The organism is Chryseobacterium sp. P1-3, assembly GCF_000738495.1.
In the GTDB taxonomy this organism is placed as follows: Bacteria; Bacteroidota; Bacteroidia; order Flavobacteriales; family Weeksellaceae; genus Chryseobacterium; species Chryseobacterium gallinarum.
Map to the genome: position 1 here is coordinate 321733 of NZ_JPEQ01000007.1, position 16827 is coordinate 338559.

18 protein-coding genes and 1 tRNA gene are annotated in these 16827 nt (G+C 36.9%); 15 read left to right on the forward strand and 4 right to left on the reverse strand.

From position 1 onward, the window contains the following. Window positions 1–68 precede the first annotated feature (68 nt). The 10 genes from HX13_RS22025 (at window position 69) to HX13_RS10020 (ending at window position 8121) form a co-directional block, all read left to right on the forward strand. Window positions 69–1040: a GNAT family N-acetyltransferase gene (locus tag HX13_RS22025; RefSeq protein WP_128572329.1), complete on the forward strand. Its 972-nt coding sequence runs from the start codon at window positions 69–71 to the stop codon at window positions 1038–1040. A gap of 377 nt (window positions 1041–1417) precedes the next feature. Continuing rightward, a complete protein-coding gene (locus tag HX13_RS09980; protein WP_082129226.1) occupies window positions 1418–3550 on the forward strand; it encodes a type VI secretion system Vgr family protein in 2133 nt (710 codons plus the stop codon). A gap of 16 nt (window positions 3551–3566) precedes the next feature. Next, window positions 3567–4811, forward strand: coding sequence for a polymorphic toxin-type HINT domain-containing protein (locus HX13_RS09985; protein WP_050020952.1), 1245 nt, complete (start codon window positions 3567–3569; stop codon window positions 4809–4811). A gap of 25 nt (window positions 4812–4836) precedes the next feature. Then, a complete protein-coding gene (locus HX13_RS09990; protein ID WP_050020953.1) occupies window positions 4837–5127 on the forward strand; it encodes a GH-E family nuclease in 291 nt (96 codons plus the stop codon). A gap of 70 nt (window positions 5128–5197) precedes the next feature. Beyond that, complete coding sequence (locus tag HX13_RS09995) at window positions 5198–5596, forward strand: hypothetical protein (protein ID WP_050020954.1); 399 nt, start codon at window positions 5198–5200, stop codon at window positions 5594–5596. 18 nt (window positions 5597–5614) lie between these two features. Further along, window positions 5615–5794: a hypothetical protein gene (locus HX13_RS10000; RefSeq protein WP_050020955.1), complete on the forward strand. Its 180-nt coding sequence runs from the start codon at window positions 5615–5617 to the stop codon at window positions 5792–5794. Next, window positions 5794–5997: a hypothetical protein gene (locus HX13_RS10005; RefSeq protein WP_050020956.1), complete on the forward strand. Its 204-nt coding sequence runs from the start codon at window positions 5794–5796 to the stop codon at window positions 5995–5997. Before HX13_RS10000 ends, HX13_RS10005 begins: the two co-directional genes overlap by 1 nt. A gap of 54 nt (window positions 5998–6051) precedes the next feature. Then, window positions 6052–6447, forward strand: a complete 396-nt coding sequence (locus HX13_RS10010; protein ID WP_050020957.1) for a tetratricopeptide repeat protein — start codon at window positions 6052–6054, stop codon at window positions 6445–6447. 451 nt (window positions 6448–6898) lie between these two features. Beyond that, window positions 6899–7156: a hypothetical protein gene (locus HX13_RS10015; protein WP_128572333.1), complete on the forward strand. Its 258-nt coding sequence runs from the start codon at window positions 6899–6901 to the stop codon at window positions 7154–7156. Between the two features lie 80 nt (window positions 7157–7236). Then, window positions 7237–8121, forward strand: a complete 885-nt coding sequence (locus HX13_RS10020) for a hypothetical protein (protein WP_050020959.1) — start codon at window positions 7237–7239, stop codon at window positions 8119–8121. 69 nt (window positions 8122–8190) lie between these two features. Here HX13_RS10020 and HX13_RS10025 read toward each other — a convergent pair whose 3' ends face one another. After that, window positions 8191–10683 (reverse strand): TonB-dependent receptor, encoded by a 2493-nt coding sequence (locus HX13_RS10025; RefSeq protein ID WP_238555215.1) that lies wholly within the window; start codon window positions 10681–10683, stop codon window positions 8191–8193. Between the two features lie 452 nt (window positions 10684–11135). On the opposite strand from HX13_RS10025, the gene HX13_RS10030 reads away from it, so the two are divergent. Further along, window positions 11136–11324 (forward strand): bacteriocin-like protein, encoded by a 189-nt coding sequence (locus HX13_RS10030; RefSeq protein WP_050020961.1) that lies wholly within the window; start codon window positions 11136–11138, stop codon window positions 11322–11324. Between the two features lie 101 nt (window positions 11325–11425). On the opposite strand, the gene HX13_RS10035 is transcribed toward HX13_RS10030, so the two are convergent. Both HX13_RS10035 and HX13_RS10040 read right to left on the reverse strand, forming a co-directional pair. Beyond that, a complete protein-coding gene (locus tag HX13_RS10035; protein WP_128572335.1) occupies window positions 11426–12400 on the reverse strand; it encodes a serine hydrolase domain-containing protein in 975 nt (324 codons plus the stop codon). After that, entirely contained in the window at window positions 12348–12554 is a 207-nt protein-coding gene (locus HX13_RS10040) for a hypothetical protein (RefSeq protein ID WP_128572337.1), read from the reverse strand. The genes HX13_RS10035 and HX13_RS10040 overlap by 53 nt, the downstream gene beginning before the upstream one ends. Before the next feature lie 297 nt (window positions 12555–12851). On the opposite strand from HX13_RS10040, the gene HX13_RS22495 reads away from it, so the two are divergent. The 3 genes from HX13_RS22495 to HX13_RS10050 all read left to right on the forward strand — a co-directional run bounded on the left by HX13_RS22495 (window position 12852) and on the right by HX13_RS10050 (window position 14292). After that, window positions 12852–13001 (forward strand): hypothetical protein, encoded by a 150-nt coding sequence (locus HX13_RS22495; protein WP_157837431.1) that lies wholly within the window; start codon window positions 12852–12854, stop codon window positions 12999–13001. Window positions 13002–13168: 167 nt separating this feature from the next. Continuing rightward, window positions 13169–13957 (forward strand): cation diffusion facilitator family transporter, encoded by a 789-nt coding sequence (locus tag HX13_RS10045; RefSeq protein ID WP_202962915.1) that lies wholly within the window; start codon window positions 13169–13171, stop codon window positions 13955–13957. A 261-nt stretch (window positions 13958–14218) separates the two neighbouring features. Beyond that, a tRNA-Ala gene (locus HX13_RS10050) sits at window positions 14219–14292 on the forward strand. A gap of 666 nt (window positions 14293–14958) precedes the next feature. Here HX13_RS10050 and HX13_RS10055 read toward each other — a convergent pair. Beyond that, on the reverse strand, window positions 14959–15903 hold the full coding sequence (locus HX13_RS10055) for an MBL fold metallo-hydrolase (RefSeq protein ID WP_050021400.1): 945 nt from the start codon (window positions 15901–15903) through the stop codon (window positions 14959–14961). Between the two features lie 555 nt (window positions 15904–16458). Here HX13_RS10055 and HX13_RS10060 point away from each other — a divergent pair. Next, complete coding sequence (locus HX13_RS10060) at window positions 16459–16800, forward strand: hypothetical protein (protein ID WP_050020964.1); 342 nt, start codon at window positions 16459–16461, stop codon at window positions 16798–16800. Window positions 16801–16827: the final 27 nt, after the last annotated feature.

Genomic DNA, 16827 nt, shown 5'->3' on the forward strand with positions numbered 1-16827 from the left:
GTGATCAGATGAAACCATTATTTTCTGCTGACTTCATCATCCATGTTTTAATTTAAATCAAAATAAAAATGGAACTAAAGATTCAACCCATCGGCAATTCATATTCAGATCAGGCGATTGATCTTATTCTGAATATCCAGCAAAAGGAATTTAATATTCCTGTTACATTAGAGGATCAACCGGATCTGGCAGCAATAGAGCACTTTTACCATGAAAAAGGAGGGCATTTCTGGGGGGCTTTTATAGAAGGAGAACTGGTAGGCACTATTGCCTTGCTGAAATTTGACAAGCACGCAGGAGCTATCAGGAAAATGTTTGTGAAAAAGGAATTCAGGGGAAAAGAACTGAATATTGCCCAGGCTCTACTGGAGGTTTTAATCTCTTTCTGTCATGAAAATCAAATCAACGAACTGTATTTGGGAACCATAACGGTATTAAAAGCAGCTCAGCGATTCTATGAACGTAACTTTTTTGTTTCAATAGAGAAAGAGAAGCTCCCGCCTCTGTTTCCTTTAATGAGTGCAGACAATATTTTTTTATCATTTATCTATCCATTGAATATGAATGTTATCAATGAAGCAGGAATTCTTGCCATATCAACCAGGTTGCACCGGCTCAGTGAACAATTGAGAAAGGATGGTGCCATGATTTATAAAGCGTTCGGAATTGATTTTGAACTTAAATGGTTTCCGGTCATTTTTACCATCTATAAAAAAGAAATAGCGGGAGTCGTTGAAATCGCCAACGAAATAGGCTATACACATCCTTCCACAATAAGCCTGCTCAAAGAACTTGAAAAACTGGAGCTGATACAATGGGAAAAGGATAAGCAGGATGAACGGAAAAGGTTGTTTAAGCTGACTTATAAAGGGAGCGAGCTTATTGAGAAAATGAAGCCGGTCTGGGAACTGATGTCTCAGGTTTTGGGGGATATTGCAGACAACCCGAACAACTTATTGGCTGCTATTAACGAAGCTGAAGGGAAAATTGCCAGTCAATCTTTTTATCAGAGGGTTTTGCAGTATAAAAATTCAAAGTAAATATCTGTGATATTCAGGGAATCTTTTAATGAAAAGCTTTTTGAAAATTCGTTGTCGTAGTTTTACGACAATTTTTAAAATAATAGGTAATTCATTTTGACGTGAGTACTTAAGGTTATATATTGCATTACCAAAATCACCGAAATTTATGAAAAAAAATAAAAAACAATCCTGTAAAAAAGTACTGTCAGATACTTAAAGTGGAATTATTTTTCTGAAAATTCCAGCTGCACCCATCTCAGATCAATCACAAAAATCAATCACAAAAAAGCTTGTTCAAGAGGCCGTTGCAACCTGCCGATTGGTTCTTTGAGTTAAAGGGTCTCACCTGTAAAGGTTGAATGTCCAATTAAGTCATACACCAAAAAAATAATGTCATGTTTAAGGAACAGAATAATCTTCCAAAACCGGAAATAGATTCAGACAAGACAGGTTTTGTAAACAAAATCCAGGAAAATAAAAAAATCAAAGAAGTAAAGAAAGTTGCTTCAAAAGTAAATAATGCAGTGAATGCGGTGAATACGGGAAAACAATTCCTGAATCAGCCTTTATTACCAAATGAACCTGCCATTGTTAAAGAAAAACTTTGGGCAAAACAGCCTACTTCCAGAATATTCAATGCAGACCGTATCCCTGAGAGTGCCATTGCAGGGATTAACCGCGTGGTAAAACTTGATATTCATGTGGAAGGGAAGGCTATAAAATATTTCAAACATTTTAAACTCACCCAAAGTGCAACCAGGCATCATGAGTTTGAACTCATTCTGGCCCATGATACATTAGGAAGTGCAGAAAACCATAATCTTGAAGAAGTGCAGAACTTCCTGGGAAAAAGGATTACGGTTGTTTTCAAGTATAAAGATGTGGAAGGGGGTGCTGAACGAAATTTTGTGGGCGTTATCACAGAAGTTGGATTCAGCCAGGAAAAGGGAAGCCTGGGGAATCTGGTTTTGTCAGGGTTCAGTCCAACCATTTTGCTGGATGCTGCACCCCATATTCAAAGCTTTGGCGGAGCTCAGCCCATCAGCCTGAACACTATTGCCAATGAAGTGATTAAAGAGGGACTGGGACAAGGAAAATATGATTTCAGGGTAGACGCCCGTCATGGAAATGTCTCTTACAGCTGCCAATACGAAGAAACCCATTATAATTATCTGGCAAGGATAGCTGAAGCTTACGGTGAGCAATTCTTTTATGATGGGGAAGTGCTGCATTTCGGGCAGCTGCCTCCACAGGAGAAACCTGTGATACTGACTTATGGCAGTAATCTCACAGATATTAAAATCAAAATGAAAGCCCAGCATGTCAATCCGTCATTTTATGGGTATAACAGCAGTAAAAATGAGAAATTCAAAGGTGGAAATTCAAAAATCAACCATACTTCAGATATAGCTAAAAGAGCATATGAAATCTCGGAAAAAACTTTTCAGACACCGTCTTTACGCGTTGCTCCCATCAAAGCTACTTCTTTCATGGATATTGACGCTTCACAGAAAGGAGCTGCCGGAAGTAAAGCTTCAGAAGTTTTTGTAACCTCCGGGAATACAACAGTACCCTTCCTTTATCCGGGATGTATTGCAGATATAGAAATGCGTAAAACGGATACCAATGATACCGGATATTTTACCAAACTCATGCTTATAGAAGTAACCCATGAAGTGGATGCAAGAGGATATTACGACGGATCTTTCCAGGCTATAGCTGCTGATACCGGATTTATACCAAGACCTGAATTCACCGTACCGGTGGCAGAACCCCAATTTGGAAAAGTAATTTCAAACACAGATCCTGAAAACCAAGGCCGAGTACAGGTGCAGCTTGACTGGCAAGGTGGACAGGACACTACGGAATTTATCCGTGTAATGTCTCCGGATGCCGGAAGCAGTGAAAAAGTAGGGAAGAATCGTGGCTTTATGTCTGTTCCTGAAGTGGGAGACCAGGTAATTGTCAACTTTGTACATCTTCATCCGGACCGTCCTTTTGTCATGGGCGGAATGTATCATGGAGGAATTGCGTCCGGTGGCGGGACAGGAAATAATATCATGAGTTTTAGCGGCAGAAGTGGGGCCGAACTGAAATATGACAATGGTGCCGGATCTGTGAATCTTAAAGATCAGGGTGGTGCCAATATGCATTTTGACGGAACCGGGAATGCCACAACCAACGCCAACAGCAATCATACCGTAAATGCAGGTAGTACCAACGTTATCAATGTGGGAGGAAAAAAAGATTCTCCACCACAATCCTTATTAAAAATGGATGCGGGAGGAAATATTACCCTTGACGGGAAAACGAGCATTACCCTGCAGGTTGGAGAAAATTCTATTACCATATCCGAAGCAGGAATTACCGCATCAGCAGGTAAAGGAACTATTGATATTACAGCACTGGCAGGAGCATTAGCCCTCTCCAGCACAGGTGGAACAATGGATATTACTACAGACTCGACACTTACGATTACCGGAGGGCCAAGTGCGGTAATGTCTTCCGGGGATACTAATATCATGTAATTCTAAAACAGAAATCATGGATGAGTTAGAATACATCACCCTCAATGCCTTAATGATGTGCGATCAGGGAGCAGCCCCGGATTTCTTCAAACCTACGTTCAATACGAAGGTGAAAATCCACGGCTGTCTGGTGGCGACCAATCAAGACGCCAGGCCCCTGATTAACATACCTTCTTTTAAGGTGTGCAAGATTAGTGGTGGTCCTTGTACCCCAGGCACCGTTCCTATGACCTGGAAGGATACCTGGCAGGTAAAAATTAACGGGATCAATTCCCTGATCGGAAAAAGTACTTGCCAATGTCCTGTGGGGGGAAAAATAGAGTTTATGACCAGCGGACAGGTTCCCCTGCCGGATGATGCCGCACAGGAAGTAAAAGATATGCAGGACCAGGCACAGCGTGAACTTGATGACAGCGGGCAGGGCAATAGTGTAGGGGAAGCCGGTCTTGTAGAAGGGATGATTCCAGTTTGGGGAAGCGGCCGGGACCTTATCAATGATATACAAACAGGAGATGTAGGCGGCAGTCTTATGAATGCCGGATTTTTAATATGGGATGTAGCTTCCATTGCTGTAGGTGTGTTTTCATTTGGAGCCGGAACTGTAGCGATGCAAGGGGCAAAAGCCGGAGTGAAAGGCGCTATCAAAGCAGGGGCAAAAGCGATCTCTAAAGAAGCTTTGCAGCAGATGGGAAAAGCTGCGATGAAAAAGCTGAGCAAGGAAGCCTTAAAGAAAAGTGTGGACGATGTAGCCAAAAAGCTGCTCAAAACCTGTGTTTTTGCCTGTTTTCCGGCCGGAACCCCTGTTCATACCGAGGATGGAATTAAAAATATTGAAGACATCAGGATTGGAGATCTGGTATGGGCTTATGATGAAGATACAGACACTGTAGCCCTTCAGCCGGTGATTGATCTTATCACCAATGAAAGTGACCATACCATTAGTATTTATACGGAAGCAGAAGTCATTGAAACTACAGCAATACATCCTTTTTATACTGAAGAAGGTTGGAAAGATGCTTCAGAACTGGAAGCAGGTGAAAAAATTCTAACCAAAAATGATGAAAAAGTTACCATTGAAAGAACAGAATATAGCTATGAACCTAAAAAAGTTTATAACTTTACGGTAGACAACTTTCATACGTATTTTGTAGGTATGTTTGCGTGGCTGGTGCATAATGCTGGCAGATGCTTGTCGAATGTTGTTAAAAAAGTATCAAAAACGACTTCAATATTTAGGAAGAACCCCTGGAAAAGCAAGTAAAACAGGACGAGAAGTTTTTGATAGAATGATGAAAGAAGTTCCTCCAACAGCTAGGATTGAAGACGAATTTGGAAATGCTGTAAAAGAATTTTGGGACGATGGAAATAAAGTTTGGAGAGATATAAAAGAAGCAGATATGGGACATATAGATGACGCTGTAAGCTGGTGGAATAAAACAGGCCGACATTATGGGGCAAAATCAAAAGAAGTAAGAGAATGGATGTTAGATAGTAAAAATTATGTTTTAGAATATTATAAGACCAATAGAAGCAAAGGAGCAAAACTTCTTGAGCAATATTTACCTCCATTAAAATAAATTTATTATTAATATAAAAAAATAAATATGGCAGTATTAGAAGCAGAAAAGTATAATAATGTAATTGATTTTGGAAAAAAAAGCAATTACCAGTTTAAAAGAAAATAATCTTGACCAATTTTCAGTATTAGCTGAAGAAGGATGGAACTGTTTTCCAGAACCAAAAAACAATTGGAACCAAGGATACAATTATGCAAAAATGATTTACAAAGGTTTTTTTAGCCATAAACAATTTGATCAAGCAAAGATTTGGTTGAATAGAATGATAGAAAATAATAATACCCTTAACTTATTTGATGAAGATGTTTGGTTTGAAACAGCAAAGTATCAATTTGAAACAGCAGATTATAAAGAGTCATATAACAAATTAAAACAGGTAGTAGAAGTCGCAGGTTTCAGATATTTTGAAAATGAAGATCCAAAATATCTTGAATTCTATAAAAATCCCGATAAATATTTTCAAGATTAATATTTTGAAAAATAAATAATGGAACTACCAAACCAAATTCAAGATCAATTTGAAAAAATTGATGAAAAAATCGAAAACTATTATGAGAAAGGAAATCATAATAAGATTATTGAATTAGAATTAGAAAAATGGAGTTTACTTCCAGATGTTAAAGAAAATTATGATGAAAGTTTTTTTTATAGCAAAATCATTAGTTGATGAGTATACACAACTTAAAAAATAATAGTGAAGCAAAAAGATGGATTGATATATTCTTTCTTTGTGATAAAGAAAGATTAGATGACGGTGAGAGAGAATTTGTTGCAGGTAAAAGTCATTATGAATTTAATGAATATCAAAATGCATACGAGGAATTTAAAAATTGCATTTCAAAAGTCAGAGGGAAGATCATTTCAGGATGAAGATCCAAAATATCTAGACCTTTATAAAAATCCCGGAAAATATATTAAGTAAATATGGAACTGTCTGATGAAAAGTATGAAACTATAATGGAATCTCTGGAAAAAGGAGATTCCCTTGCAGAGAGAGGAATACTAAAGGAAGCTCTAAAAAAATATATGGAAGCTTTAGATAATATACCCAATCCTAAAAATGATTATGAAATAGCGTTACATGTTTACACAGCTTTAGGAGACTGCTATTTTAATCTGAAAGACTTTCAAAATTCCTGTAATAATTATAATGAAGCTCTCAAATGTCCTGATGGCTTAAGTCATGGCTATGTATGGTTAGGTTTAGGTGAATCTTATTTTGAACTTCAAGAAATAGATAAGGCCCAAGATGCTTTAATGAGTGCATATATGCTGGAAGGGAAAGAGATATTTAATGGTGAAGAAGACAAATATTTTTGATCTGATAAAGCAAAATATTTAGAGCTTATTTAAAAGAAAAATTTTCAAATCAAGTATCTAATTGTTGATCCAGTGTATGATAAGGAAACAGATGATTTTATTATGCCATTAATAAATAGAGATAAAGAGTTGAATGAAAACTCTGAATAGCATTTTGTATAAAATACTGTCTATTGAATTAAAAAAAGATCTTAAAAACTAGCCTATTTTGAGTCTATAAATTTTTTATGAAAACATATCAAAGAATTCAGCCTGAAGTTATTGTGGGCTAGGCGAAAAAACTGAATTTCTGGAGAAAGAAGCTCCATTTTTAACAGTTATAAAATTACATATACAACTTGAAGACTGGTTAGGTGATGACTTAATGGAATGCCATCCTTGTTATATTGTTACTGAAAAGCTCAAAACCGGATTACAAACAACAAAATTCACTGGATTTGAGTTTTCAGAAATGATTGTAACTAAAGGTGAGTACCTCAACGATAATTACCAATTGAATAAATCATTACCTGAATTTTACTGGATGAAGATTATCGGAAAGCAGGATGTTGACGATATCATTATTGGTCCGGAAAAGTCGTTATTAGTTGATGAAGAACTGCTTAATTATTTGAAAAACAATTTCACACTCAATTATATGGATATCAATCCGGAAAGAAATGAGTTTGATGATTTATTAGATCAGATGATAGCAAAAAGTAAAAAATAAAGTAAAAAATAAAGTAAAAAATATAAATTTTATCTTTAAAAGAGATCATTGTAAAATTGCACCGGAGTCAAAATAAAGTAATGAGTATTTCAAATTTCTTTTTCGGGGAAAATATTCCCCTTCTTCAGCTCGAAAAATTCTCACAGGAATACACCCTGAATGTAGAGAATACCTTTCTGATGGGAAAGGAAAATCCTCCGATCTCTTTAAAAACCTCATCTGAACTGTTGATTGGTCAACAGAAAGAATCGGATTTTGTTTATAACACCATAAACCTTCTTAAAATTACAGGAGATACGGAAGACCATGTGATGAAACCTTTTTTACTGCAAAGCCTTGCTCTTGCTGATATTTCCCGTAATATTTATATCAAACGAAATGCAAACGGAAAGATACTTTCTGTGGAGAATAAAGATGAACTTTGGAAGAGCTGGAAAGAATGGAAAGAACATAAACTGGCCACTGTTTTTCCGGAAGAAAAAGATCAGGTTAAACTGGCTGCCGATTATGAAAAAGGACTGAAAAGCTTTGAGGGAGAACTGAAGAGAAACCTGCAGTATATTCTGCTGTTACCGGAAGTTTACAGTCTTATATTCCCACCAAATGAATATTACAGCTTTTTATCCAGCCCGTTGAGTATCCGTTCCAGATTGATTCAGGGAGTAGAGTACAGCTATCAGCTGAAACTGGTAAAGCTTGAAGAGGAAAAAAATATTCTTTTTGTAGAGTTTCATGCTGTACTGAATAACCGGGAAGAACTCATTAAAAGTCATATCAAAAAGCTTTATGAAAATGAGAAAGTATTCTCTGTTGACCAGTTTGAATTCAGTGTCAAAACAAAATATAATTTTGAAAAATCAACCGGCAAGATTATGGACGCAGAGCTTCATTTTGCAGAAAAAATGCATGAGCATCTTGCTTATATCATTGATATGGATTTAAAGATTAAATCAGTTGAGGATTAACTTAATTCGTTAAATAAAAGAACCCGCCAAAAAATGACGGGTTCAATTAATTTATATCAGATATATTGATTAGAACCTGAAAGTCGCAGCCACAGACCACGTTCTTCCAAAACCAAGGAATCCTGTGTTTCCATCAGCGATTCCCTGATAGACTCTGCCGGTTTCCTGATAGGTTTTTCCTGCATCAGGACCATTGGCAATCTTATCACCCGGGTGAATATTAGAGCTTAGTTCGGAAATATAATATGTATTGAACAGGTTATATACATTCGCTCTTAAAGTTAAAGATCTTTTCTGATCAATATTAAACTTGTAAGTTGCTCCCACATCAAATAAATGATAGCTTGGTAATTTTACAACGCCTTTCTCCCGGTCAGCAGCAGTAAGGAAGTTGATAGGATTGAATTGTGCATATAATTTGTCATAATATTCCCAGTTGGCATCAATGCTGAAAGCTTTGGTGATATTATAATCAACCCCGATGCTTGCGGTAGTTTGTGCAGCATCACCCACCTTAAGATCTTTAATATTGATCATTCCGGTAGCTCCTGAAACTTCCTGGTTGTTTTGAACATCAATGATGTTGAAATTGGCATCTCCTTTATACTTCCAGTTGCCCAGTGACAACATTCCTCTAAGTCTTAGGTTAGTGAAAGGTCTTGCTTTTGCTTCCAATTCAACTCCCTGGTGAACTTGTCCCACATTCAGGGCATTGTAGTAATAAGCGTTTCCGAGCTTTAACTGAGAGAACTTGGCAATATCTGCAGAAGTGGCATTGAAAGTTCTTGAAATAAACCTGTCATCCCATTGTGTTCTGTAGGCATTGATGTTCACATCTACATAACGGGATTTGAAGCCATACCCAAGCTCTACAGAAAAAATTCTTTCATTCTTCGCATCGTTATAGATGTTTTGGTTGGATGGAAACAAAGCATTAAACAATGGCTGTCTGGAAATAATCCCTGTATTGAAAAATACATTATGATGATCATCAATATTGTAATTGGCACCTCCTTTTACAATATAGCCGGTCTTGTTATACCATTTGGTTTCCTGGTTTCCGGGAGTATACAACATATAATCCCTTCTCTTGTAGTATTGTTGGGAAACCGATCCCTGAACAGATGCACTCAGCTTTTCAGAACTATATTCAACCATTCCGTATACACCGGCCCATTTTACCAGACCTTCGTTGTATATAGATACCTTCTGGGCATTATTAAGTTTAGTAAGAGGTTCTGGTTTTACGGTACGATCAATATAGTAGCCATTAGGAGCATTTACCGTATTACGGACAAATAAAGCATCTGATCCCAACATATCGGTAACAATATCATACAGGGCTCCTTTATAAGTTTTAAGATCGATACCTCCGTTAAACGTCCAGTTATTCTTATGGTAATTTAGGTCAGCGATAGCTCCATACCAATCATGAGAATTGATACTCTGCTTTCTTACGATACCGTTGGTTCCGTTTAAAGTTGTTACGTATTGTCCGTTATAATCAGTTGGGGAGCCTGCAGGAGCTGTAAAAGCCCCTTTCTGGAAAGTCTTTCCATTATAATCTGTTACCATGCCCCCTCTGTTATAACGGTAAATCATATCCCAATTGATGGTACCGTCTCCGCCCGGACCGTAATTCATGAAATTCATGGTGTCTCCGTTAGCGTTTTTAATGGAACCGTTAAGCCCGGTACCACCGCCGCCACGTCCCCATGAACCGTAAACAACAGTTGATAATTTCAGGTTGTCATTAATGGTCCAGTCCCAGTTAAGAGATGCAATAGGTTTATGGTAAAAATTAGGTGCTAAATTGAATTGAGAACCATTCAGCATTCCTGTCTGCGGATTATATCTTCTTCCATAGGTTTCAAACTGCTGCAGGGTTGCCACATTGGCTCCGGTGGCAGAAGATCTTCTTGTATCGTGTACTTGTGGTGCACCCGTTGCAATGAAGTTGAACGCGTGCTTTTCATTGGGCTTAAATCCTGTTGAGAAAAACCACGAATATCCCTCACCTTTAGTTCCGTTGATATACCCATCACCTTGCCAACGGGAAAGCAATACGGTAGTTCCCCATTTGTTTTTCAACCCGGAAGAGTACATTGCTGAAAGTCTGGAATAGTTATCGTTGCCAGCCTCTGCCTTTATCATTGCTTTTTGCTCAGAATCGGTAGCTTTGGTTACGATATTGATGGTTCCTCCTACAGAAGGTACCACAAATTTAGAAGCACCCAAGCCTCTCTGTATCTGAATAGAACTCGCAATATCTGCTAACCCCGTCCAGTTGGACCAGTAAACAGTACCTCCCTGCATATCATTCACAGGCTGTCCGTTGATAATAACTGCGATATTGGCCCCGTCGAAGCCCCGCATGTTGATTCTGCTGTCTCCAAAACCTCCTCCTACTTTGGTAACATACACAGAAGGAGTAGACTTCATAATTTCAGGGAATTCTCTATTTCCCAGTTTCTCCTGGATCTCAGCTGCCTTAATGTTGGAAACTGCAACAGGTGTTTTTCTTTCTTTGGCTGTCTGGCTAAGGTTTCGCCCTACCAGCATCACCTCATCAATGGATTTGGATTTTTCTAATGAATCCTTCGTACTCTGCCCGTAATATAAGGCTGCAGTAGGTAATGCAAGCGCTATGATCAGGCGCTTTTTTAAAAAATAATGCTCATGAATAAACTAGCGTGTTTGAGTTTGAGGCTGCAAATATGAATATTTATTTTTGAATAGTGTATTAAATCTTTATTATGAGTACTCATAAAGGAGGCATAGCACTATTATCCGTTTATGTTTTTGATAATATCAATTTATTTTTGTTGTTGATTTGTAATGCGTTAGGTGAGTGCTTGTTCAGAGCAGGATAATTTAGATGACATTAGTCATAAACTATGATGTAGTAATATATTGATGTTCGATATGCTTTTTTCGTAATATTTTTTTATGTTAAATTGTTTATTGACGGATTATTTTTACATTTATCACTCAATAAACTAAAATCAAAAACCATGAAAAATTTAAAGAAGGTTTCAAGAGAGAAACTAAAACAAGTTAAAGGAGGAGGTCCGTTTGATCCGGTTGAAGGTGTAGACCCTATAGGACCGGCATGTGGAGGATCCCATTGCCCGGATGATAATTATCGTTGTTGCTATCATCCTGCCGGAAATTATTGTGCTATTAATCACTGTGACGATTAGAAATACAAGAGGCTGCCACAAAGGCAGTCTTTTTTCGTTATATAAGGTCAATAGAAACTGCAATGAGCTCGAATCATAGATACAAGCCCAGCTTTACTGAACTAATTCTTAATATTGTCAATAATACTTTTCCTGAGTAAATTCAATTCTTCTTCTTCCATTCCCAGGTTCGTTAGAATAACAATACCTTTTTGTATTGTAGGATACAGATAACATAACGAGGTAAAACCGACACCATCTTTACCAGTGTGCATCACATACGGTACACCACGATCATCTTTCCCTAAATGCCAGGCTAATCCGATCTGCATGCCATCCGGTGTTGTATAGGTTGGCTGATGACTCAGCTGCATTACGATGTCATGATCATCAAGATTGGCTTTTATATATTTTAACATATCATTAGTAGTGGAAACCATTGAAGGGGCGGCTCTGTACCCTTCATCTTTGGTTAATGGTGCCTGTTTACCCGAGCTGTCATACCCCATCAGAAGAGCCTTTTCATCAGCTTTACTCAAGAAAGGTTTAGTGTGGTTCATGCCATATTTTTTACTGAGATATGTGGTAACTAACTGAGGGTAGGGTATTTTATAGGTTTCCTGAAGTATGGTATTCAGGACCATAAAGGCATTGCCATTGTAGCGGTATTTTGTACCGGGAATTGTATCCAGCCTAAAGCGGTGCATATCTTTAAGCAGGCTGTCGGAAGTATACACTCTGAAAAATTCTTCTAATTTATCGGGTGGGAGCTTTGTAATACGATCCATTTCTTTACCGGAATATTCTCTCGACATAGAAGGTAACCCGGAAGTATGATTGGCAAGATGAACCAATCGTACCGGATGGTTTAAATAAGCCAGATTGGGATAATGATCAGGAAGAAACCTTCGGATGTCATCATGTAAGTGCATTTTTCCTTCAACTACTGCATTTGCGAGCATCAGTCCGGTAAAAGTTTTGGCTATTGAACCAAGACCATAATAACTATTGCCAGTAGGAAGTATACCCTTACCCCTGTGATAATTATACAGATATGGCTTCCCCTGCGAATAAATTCCAATAGAAATATCGAAGATATGATGCTTTTTTTATAAAACCAGAAACGGACTTTTCTACTGCAATATCTAACTCGGTTTGAAGTGGATTATCAGATTTTATTTCTGATAGCTGGCCACAAGCCGATTGAGAGGTCAGCAAAAATAATAAAAAGAAATATAAATAATTTTCCATAATAATGGCATTAGGCTTTATTTTATAACGAGCTTGTAGGATAAACAATGATTCTGTTTAAAGTGTTAAATAACAGTATATTATACCTAATGTAAATGTACAGATTATTTCCGGTAGTACCTCATATTTCATTCAGCTCATTTCTTAAATTTTCCATTCGGACGATCTTATTTGTAGGAATGTAAATATTAAAACTTTTATAGTGCAAATCTGTGTTATGGTAAAGTATATTTTTCGCTGAACGGCTTAATTTTTGCAATTTTTTTCATTACTAATAGATTTCTTAAACATCAAACCATGGCAGAAAACAAATCCAAAAAAGATAAATCCTACAGAAATAGGCTAAGCAGACCAGGAAATTACGAAATTCCTTATTTTAAAAAGAAAAATGAACGTATCCTTCCAGACAGGACCTACTATAGACTCGGATGTCAGGAAGTTTCTTAAAAAAACATCTGAAAGAGTGCCAAGGAAACTAAATCTATTCTGCATTCAACTATATGTTATACCAATACTACCAAAAAAGTTCTGCCGAAAAATTCTGCACTTCCGGCGGCGAACAGCCGGAAAGAATTACGTTTTGTTGTGTAAACATGATGCCTCACTACTAGTTTATGAACAATAATCAAAAATCAATCTATAGTGCCCTTGCTGCAAATTTGCTAATTGCACTTACCAAATTCATCGCCGGAGCGTTCACAAACAGTTCGTCCATGATCTCGGAGGGTATACATTCAACGGTAGATACTGCTAATCAATTGCTGATACTTTACGGGATGAAAAGAAGTAAAAAAGCCCCGGATCAATCACATCCTTTTGGCTATGGCAAGGAGCTTTATTTTTGGTCCTTTGTGGTCTCCATACTGATATTTGGATTGGGTGGTGCTTTATCTGTTTACCAGGGAATTGCGCACATAATGGAGCCGGAAGTAATGAAAGATCCTTTCTGGAATTATATTGTATTATTACTTTCTCTTATATTCGAGGGTACTTCTTTTATTATTGCAGTAAAAGCATTTAATCAAACCCGTAATGGCATGAGGTGGTGGGATGCGATTATAAAAAGTAAAGATCCTTCAAGCTTTCTCGTTGTTTTTGAAGATGGTGCAGCCGTAGCCGGACTGATTATTGTTATGATACTGATGTGGCTGAGCCATTCGTTACAAATTCCGGAACTCGATGGATTAGCTTCTGTAATTGTCGGGTTATTACTGGTTTTTGTTTCCTTTATTCTGGCCAGGGAAAGCAGGAGCTTATTGATGGGAGAGGGAATAGCCACTGAAACCAGGGAAAAAATTGCTCAACTTGCAGAAAAAAGATGCTGCTGTAGTGAAAACCAAAAATATCCTGTCTACATATCAATCGCCGGAAGAAGTAGTCCTGATGCTCATAATAGATTTTGAGGATCACCTTGATACAGAAGAAATTACTGAAGCAATACGCCGTATCCGTAAAGACATAAAAAATGAATTTAAATTTGTCCACTTTGTAATTATACAGCCGGAATAAATACCAGTACAATTTTATAGATACTATATAGGCCGTTCGGGTCAGGTACAAAAGTTAGGGAGTTAAAAATACCTATTTCATGCAATACACAATAAAAATTCAAAAAAAATTTGTAAATATCATTTAAATACTTACATTTGTACCGCTTTAAAAAAGGGGGATTGGCGCAGTTGGCTAGCGCGTTTGACTGGCAGTCAAAAGGTCACGGGTTCGAATCCCGTATTCTCCACTTTGTGTTATTGAAGAATTCCTCTAAATACACTAAAAACTGACTAATCCTGCAAAATTCAATTTTGCAGGATTTTTTTTTGCAGTGAGAAATATCTAATAAAAACGGATCAAGCGCAAAAGTTGTGGTCTTATAACATTTAGATCTATTTAATTTTTAAAATTCACACAAAGATTTCTTTTTAAGTACTCTTTATTTTAAGTAAGCTGAGAAATGAATCGATTTTTAATCGATTCTGATGAAGCGAAGACTTTGCTTGCGCTTAGTCAGCAGCTATGCTGCCTTCTTTACCTACTTGAAATCGGACATTATTTTTTTAAACTTTGCGTGAAAAACGATCTCAATAATTTTGACGCTAATCAATAATGAACAGAATTTTTTTATATTCAGATCCAATTTATTATGTCCCCAACTTTTGCTCCTGATCCATAAAACACAAAGATTCTAATCATTTTGTAAATGAGCAAAGAAAGCACCCAATCGCTGAATATATCTGATGGATATAGGTACACTTAGAAAGATCAATGAATTGATTTTACCTTTGTACTCTTACAATATGATAACAATTCCAAAGCCATCTTTTACCATTATAACATCATTTCTGATGCTGTGAGGCTTCATCAATGAAAAGATGAGTCCGGTAGTGACTCATCTTTTGTTTTTTATTTAAGGTAAGCTTATCTTTTTACCCTGTTCCGGGAAAATATACTGTACCTGTAAAGGATTGTTTTCTAATAATTCTTTTTTGATAATCTCAGGGTTATCTTTGGTAGGTTTTCTATGGGTTACTACGATATGTAGGTTTTTCAAATCCTTCTGTCCGGTTTTTTCTTTTAATTGGTTTAATTCTTCTACCAGCAGTTTAGGGGTAAGATGGCCAAACAAAAGGTGTTCAGGTTGGCTGTTCGGAAAAGAAACTTCAATTAATATGGTGTTCAATTGACCTTTTTTAATCAATGGAGCAATATTTTTCCAGAGCTGCTCAAGCTGATTTGACTTTTCAATCCGGTCTGCTCCGGTATCACCTAAATAAAGCAGATAGTGATTGTCATATCTTACCAACGCTGCACTGCTTTTATAAGGATTTACATGACTGAGTTCATATCCTGTTAAGAAAAGTGAAGTTTGCTCCACCGGTATTTCTGTCCCCGTTTGCAGTTCATTATAATGGTATTTTCCGAGAATAGGTTTTTGCCCCTGATCCGCAAAATTAATCCAGGTATCGGTGATGAAATAATGGTTTTGCAGAATCTGGATTACAGAGGGAATGGCAAAAATGTTCTTTTTGCTGTCTGCCGGAGAATTGATGATAAGACCGGCTAAATGATCCAGGTGACCATGTGAGATAAAATATCCTTTTATCTGGTTCTTTAGGATGTCTTCCTCCGTTCCGCTGAGACTTTTAAACTCAATGGCTTTTCGTATTCCGGTATTGACAGTGCCTGCATCAAGAGAAAGAAAAGAGTTCTCTTCAGGGGCTCCTACCAGATAAGCTGATAGATTGTCTTCCTGTTCTCCTCCATATATTCCCAATGGGATAACGTCAAAATGCTGTGCCTGGCAAACGGTATGGATAACAAATGCCAGTAAAGAAAATGTTAATTTTTTCATGATATTTAAACTCAAAATCATCCTTTGTTGCGATGGATGGGGCAAATTTACATCATTTTTTATTGACGGATATGGAATCCCAGTTTGTAGTCTGGTCCTTACCGTATACAAGTGTTTTTTATAGTGTTGAACTTCAGTTTTTTATGAAATTTATTTTTTCCGAATTTTAGCAAGTACGATAAAGATTACGCATCAGTTTTTAACTACAATAAGGATATTGTTATTTTATAAATTACAATTCATTTCTTACAGCGATGGATAGTAGCTACTAACATCATATAATATTATGAAGAGGATAATCTCAATCTTTAAAAAATAATTCAAAAATTCAGTACTTATTTTATTTGAAAAATAATTGTATTTTAGCCGGAATATGTTGAATATTAATAAACATATGGCCTGCTGATTAAATTTCAGATAATTTGAATAAAAAATTAGTAGATTTGCACGAAATAGAATAATAAATATTAAGCTCAATTCCTTAGTAAGGAATAACAGGATTTTTAGATTATAAAATTACTGAAATTATGAAGAAACTTTTTTTTACTTTTTTTAATGGCATTTTTATTTATCGGTTGTAGCTCAGAAGACGATACGATTTACGATTATGTAGGAACATGGTCAGGGTCTTACGAAGGAAGCGATAAAGGAGTCTGGAATTTTGTGGTAGATACTGAAGGTAAAGTATCAGGAACCATGCATTCTGATCTCAATAATGAAAATTATGTAATATCCGGTAATCTAAGTCCTTCAGGTGATCTGAACGCCGTAGTGGGACTTCCTTCCAAAGGAGATTTCAGAGGAACCCTGAGCACAGATAAAAAAGGTAATGGAAACTGGTCTAATTCACTTCCGAATCCTGCAAAAGCAGGAACCTGGAAAGGGGACAAAAAATAAATAGAAGTCTGCAGATTGCTGCAGGCT

Excerpts from the sequence above, each read along its gene's own strand:
- HX13_RS10020 (WP_050020959.1), top strand. The coding sequence starts at position 7,237 with ATGAGTATTTCAAATTTCTTTTTCGGGGAAAATATTCCCCTTCTTCAG.
- HX13_RS09990 (WP_050020953.1), top strand. The coding sequence starts at position 4,837 with ATGATGAAAGAAGTTCCTCCAACAGCTAGGATTGAAGACGAATTTGGA.
- HX13_RS10015 (WP_128572333.1), top strand. The coding sequence starts at position 6,899 with ATGATTGTAACTAAAGGTGAGTACCTCAACGATAATTACCAATTGAAT.
- HX13_RS10060 (WP_050020964.1), top strand. The coding sequence starts at position 16,459 with ATGGCATTTTTATTTATCGGTTGTAGCTCAGAAGACGATACGATTTAC.
- HX13_RS10000 (WP_050020955.1), top strand. The coding sequence starts at position 5,615 with ATGGAACTACCAAACCAAATTCAAGATCAATTTGAAAAAATTGATGAA.
- HX13_RS10030 (WP_050020961.1), top strand. The coding sequence starts at position 11,136 with ATGAAAAATTTAAAGAAGGTTTCAAGAGAGAAACTAAAACAAGTTAAA.
- HX13_RS10010 (WP_050020957.1), top strand. The coding sequence starts at position 6,052 with ATGGAACTGTCTGATGAAAAGTATGAAACTATAATGGAATCTCTGGAA.
- HX13_RS09980 (WP_082129226.1), top strand. The coding sequence starts at position 1,418 with ATGTTTAAGGAACAGAATAATCTTCCAAAACCGGAAATAGATTCAGAC.
- HX13_RS10040 (WP_128572337.1), bottom strand. The coding sequence starts at position 12,554 with ATGGAAAATTATTTATATTTCTTTTTATTATTTTTGCTGACCTCTCAA.
- HX13_RS22495 (WP_157837431.1), top strand. The coding sequence starts at position 12,852 with ATGGCAGAAAACAAATCCAAAAAAGATAAATCCTACAGAAATAGGCTA.
- HX13_RS10025 (WP_238555215.1), bottom strand. The coding sequence starts at position 10,683 with ATGCTGGTAGGGCGAAACCTTAGCCAGACAGCCAAAGAAAGAAAAACA.
- HX13_RS09985 (WP_050020952.1), top strand. The coding sequence starts at position 3,567 with ATGGATGAGTTAGAATACATCACCCTCAATGCCTTAATGATGTGCGAT.
- HX13_RS10005 (WP_050020956.1), top strand. The coding sequence starts at position 5,794 with ATGAGTATACACAACTTAAAAAATAATAGTGAAGCAAAAAGATGGATT.
- HX13_RS10045 (WP_202962915.1), top strand. The coding sequence starts at position 13,169 with ATGAACAATAATCAAAAATCAATCTATAGTGCCCTTGCTGCAAATTTG.
- HX13_RS22025 (WP_128572329.1), top strand. The coding sequence starts at position 69 with ATGGAACTAAAGATTCAACCCATCGGCAATTCATATTCAGATCAGGCG.
- HX13_RS10055 (WP_050021400.1), bottom strand. The coding sequence starts at position 15,903 with ATGAAAAAATTAACATTTTCTTTACTGGCATTTGTTATCCATACCGTT.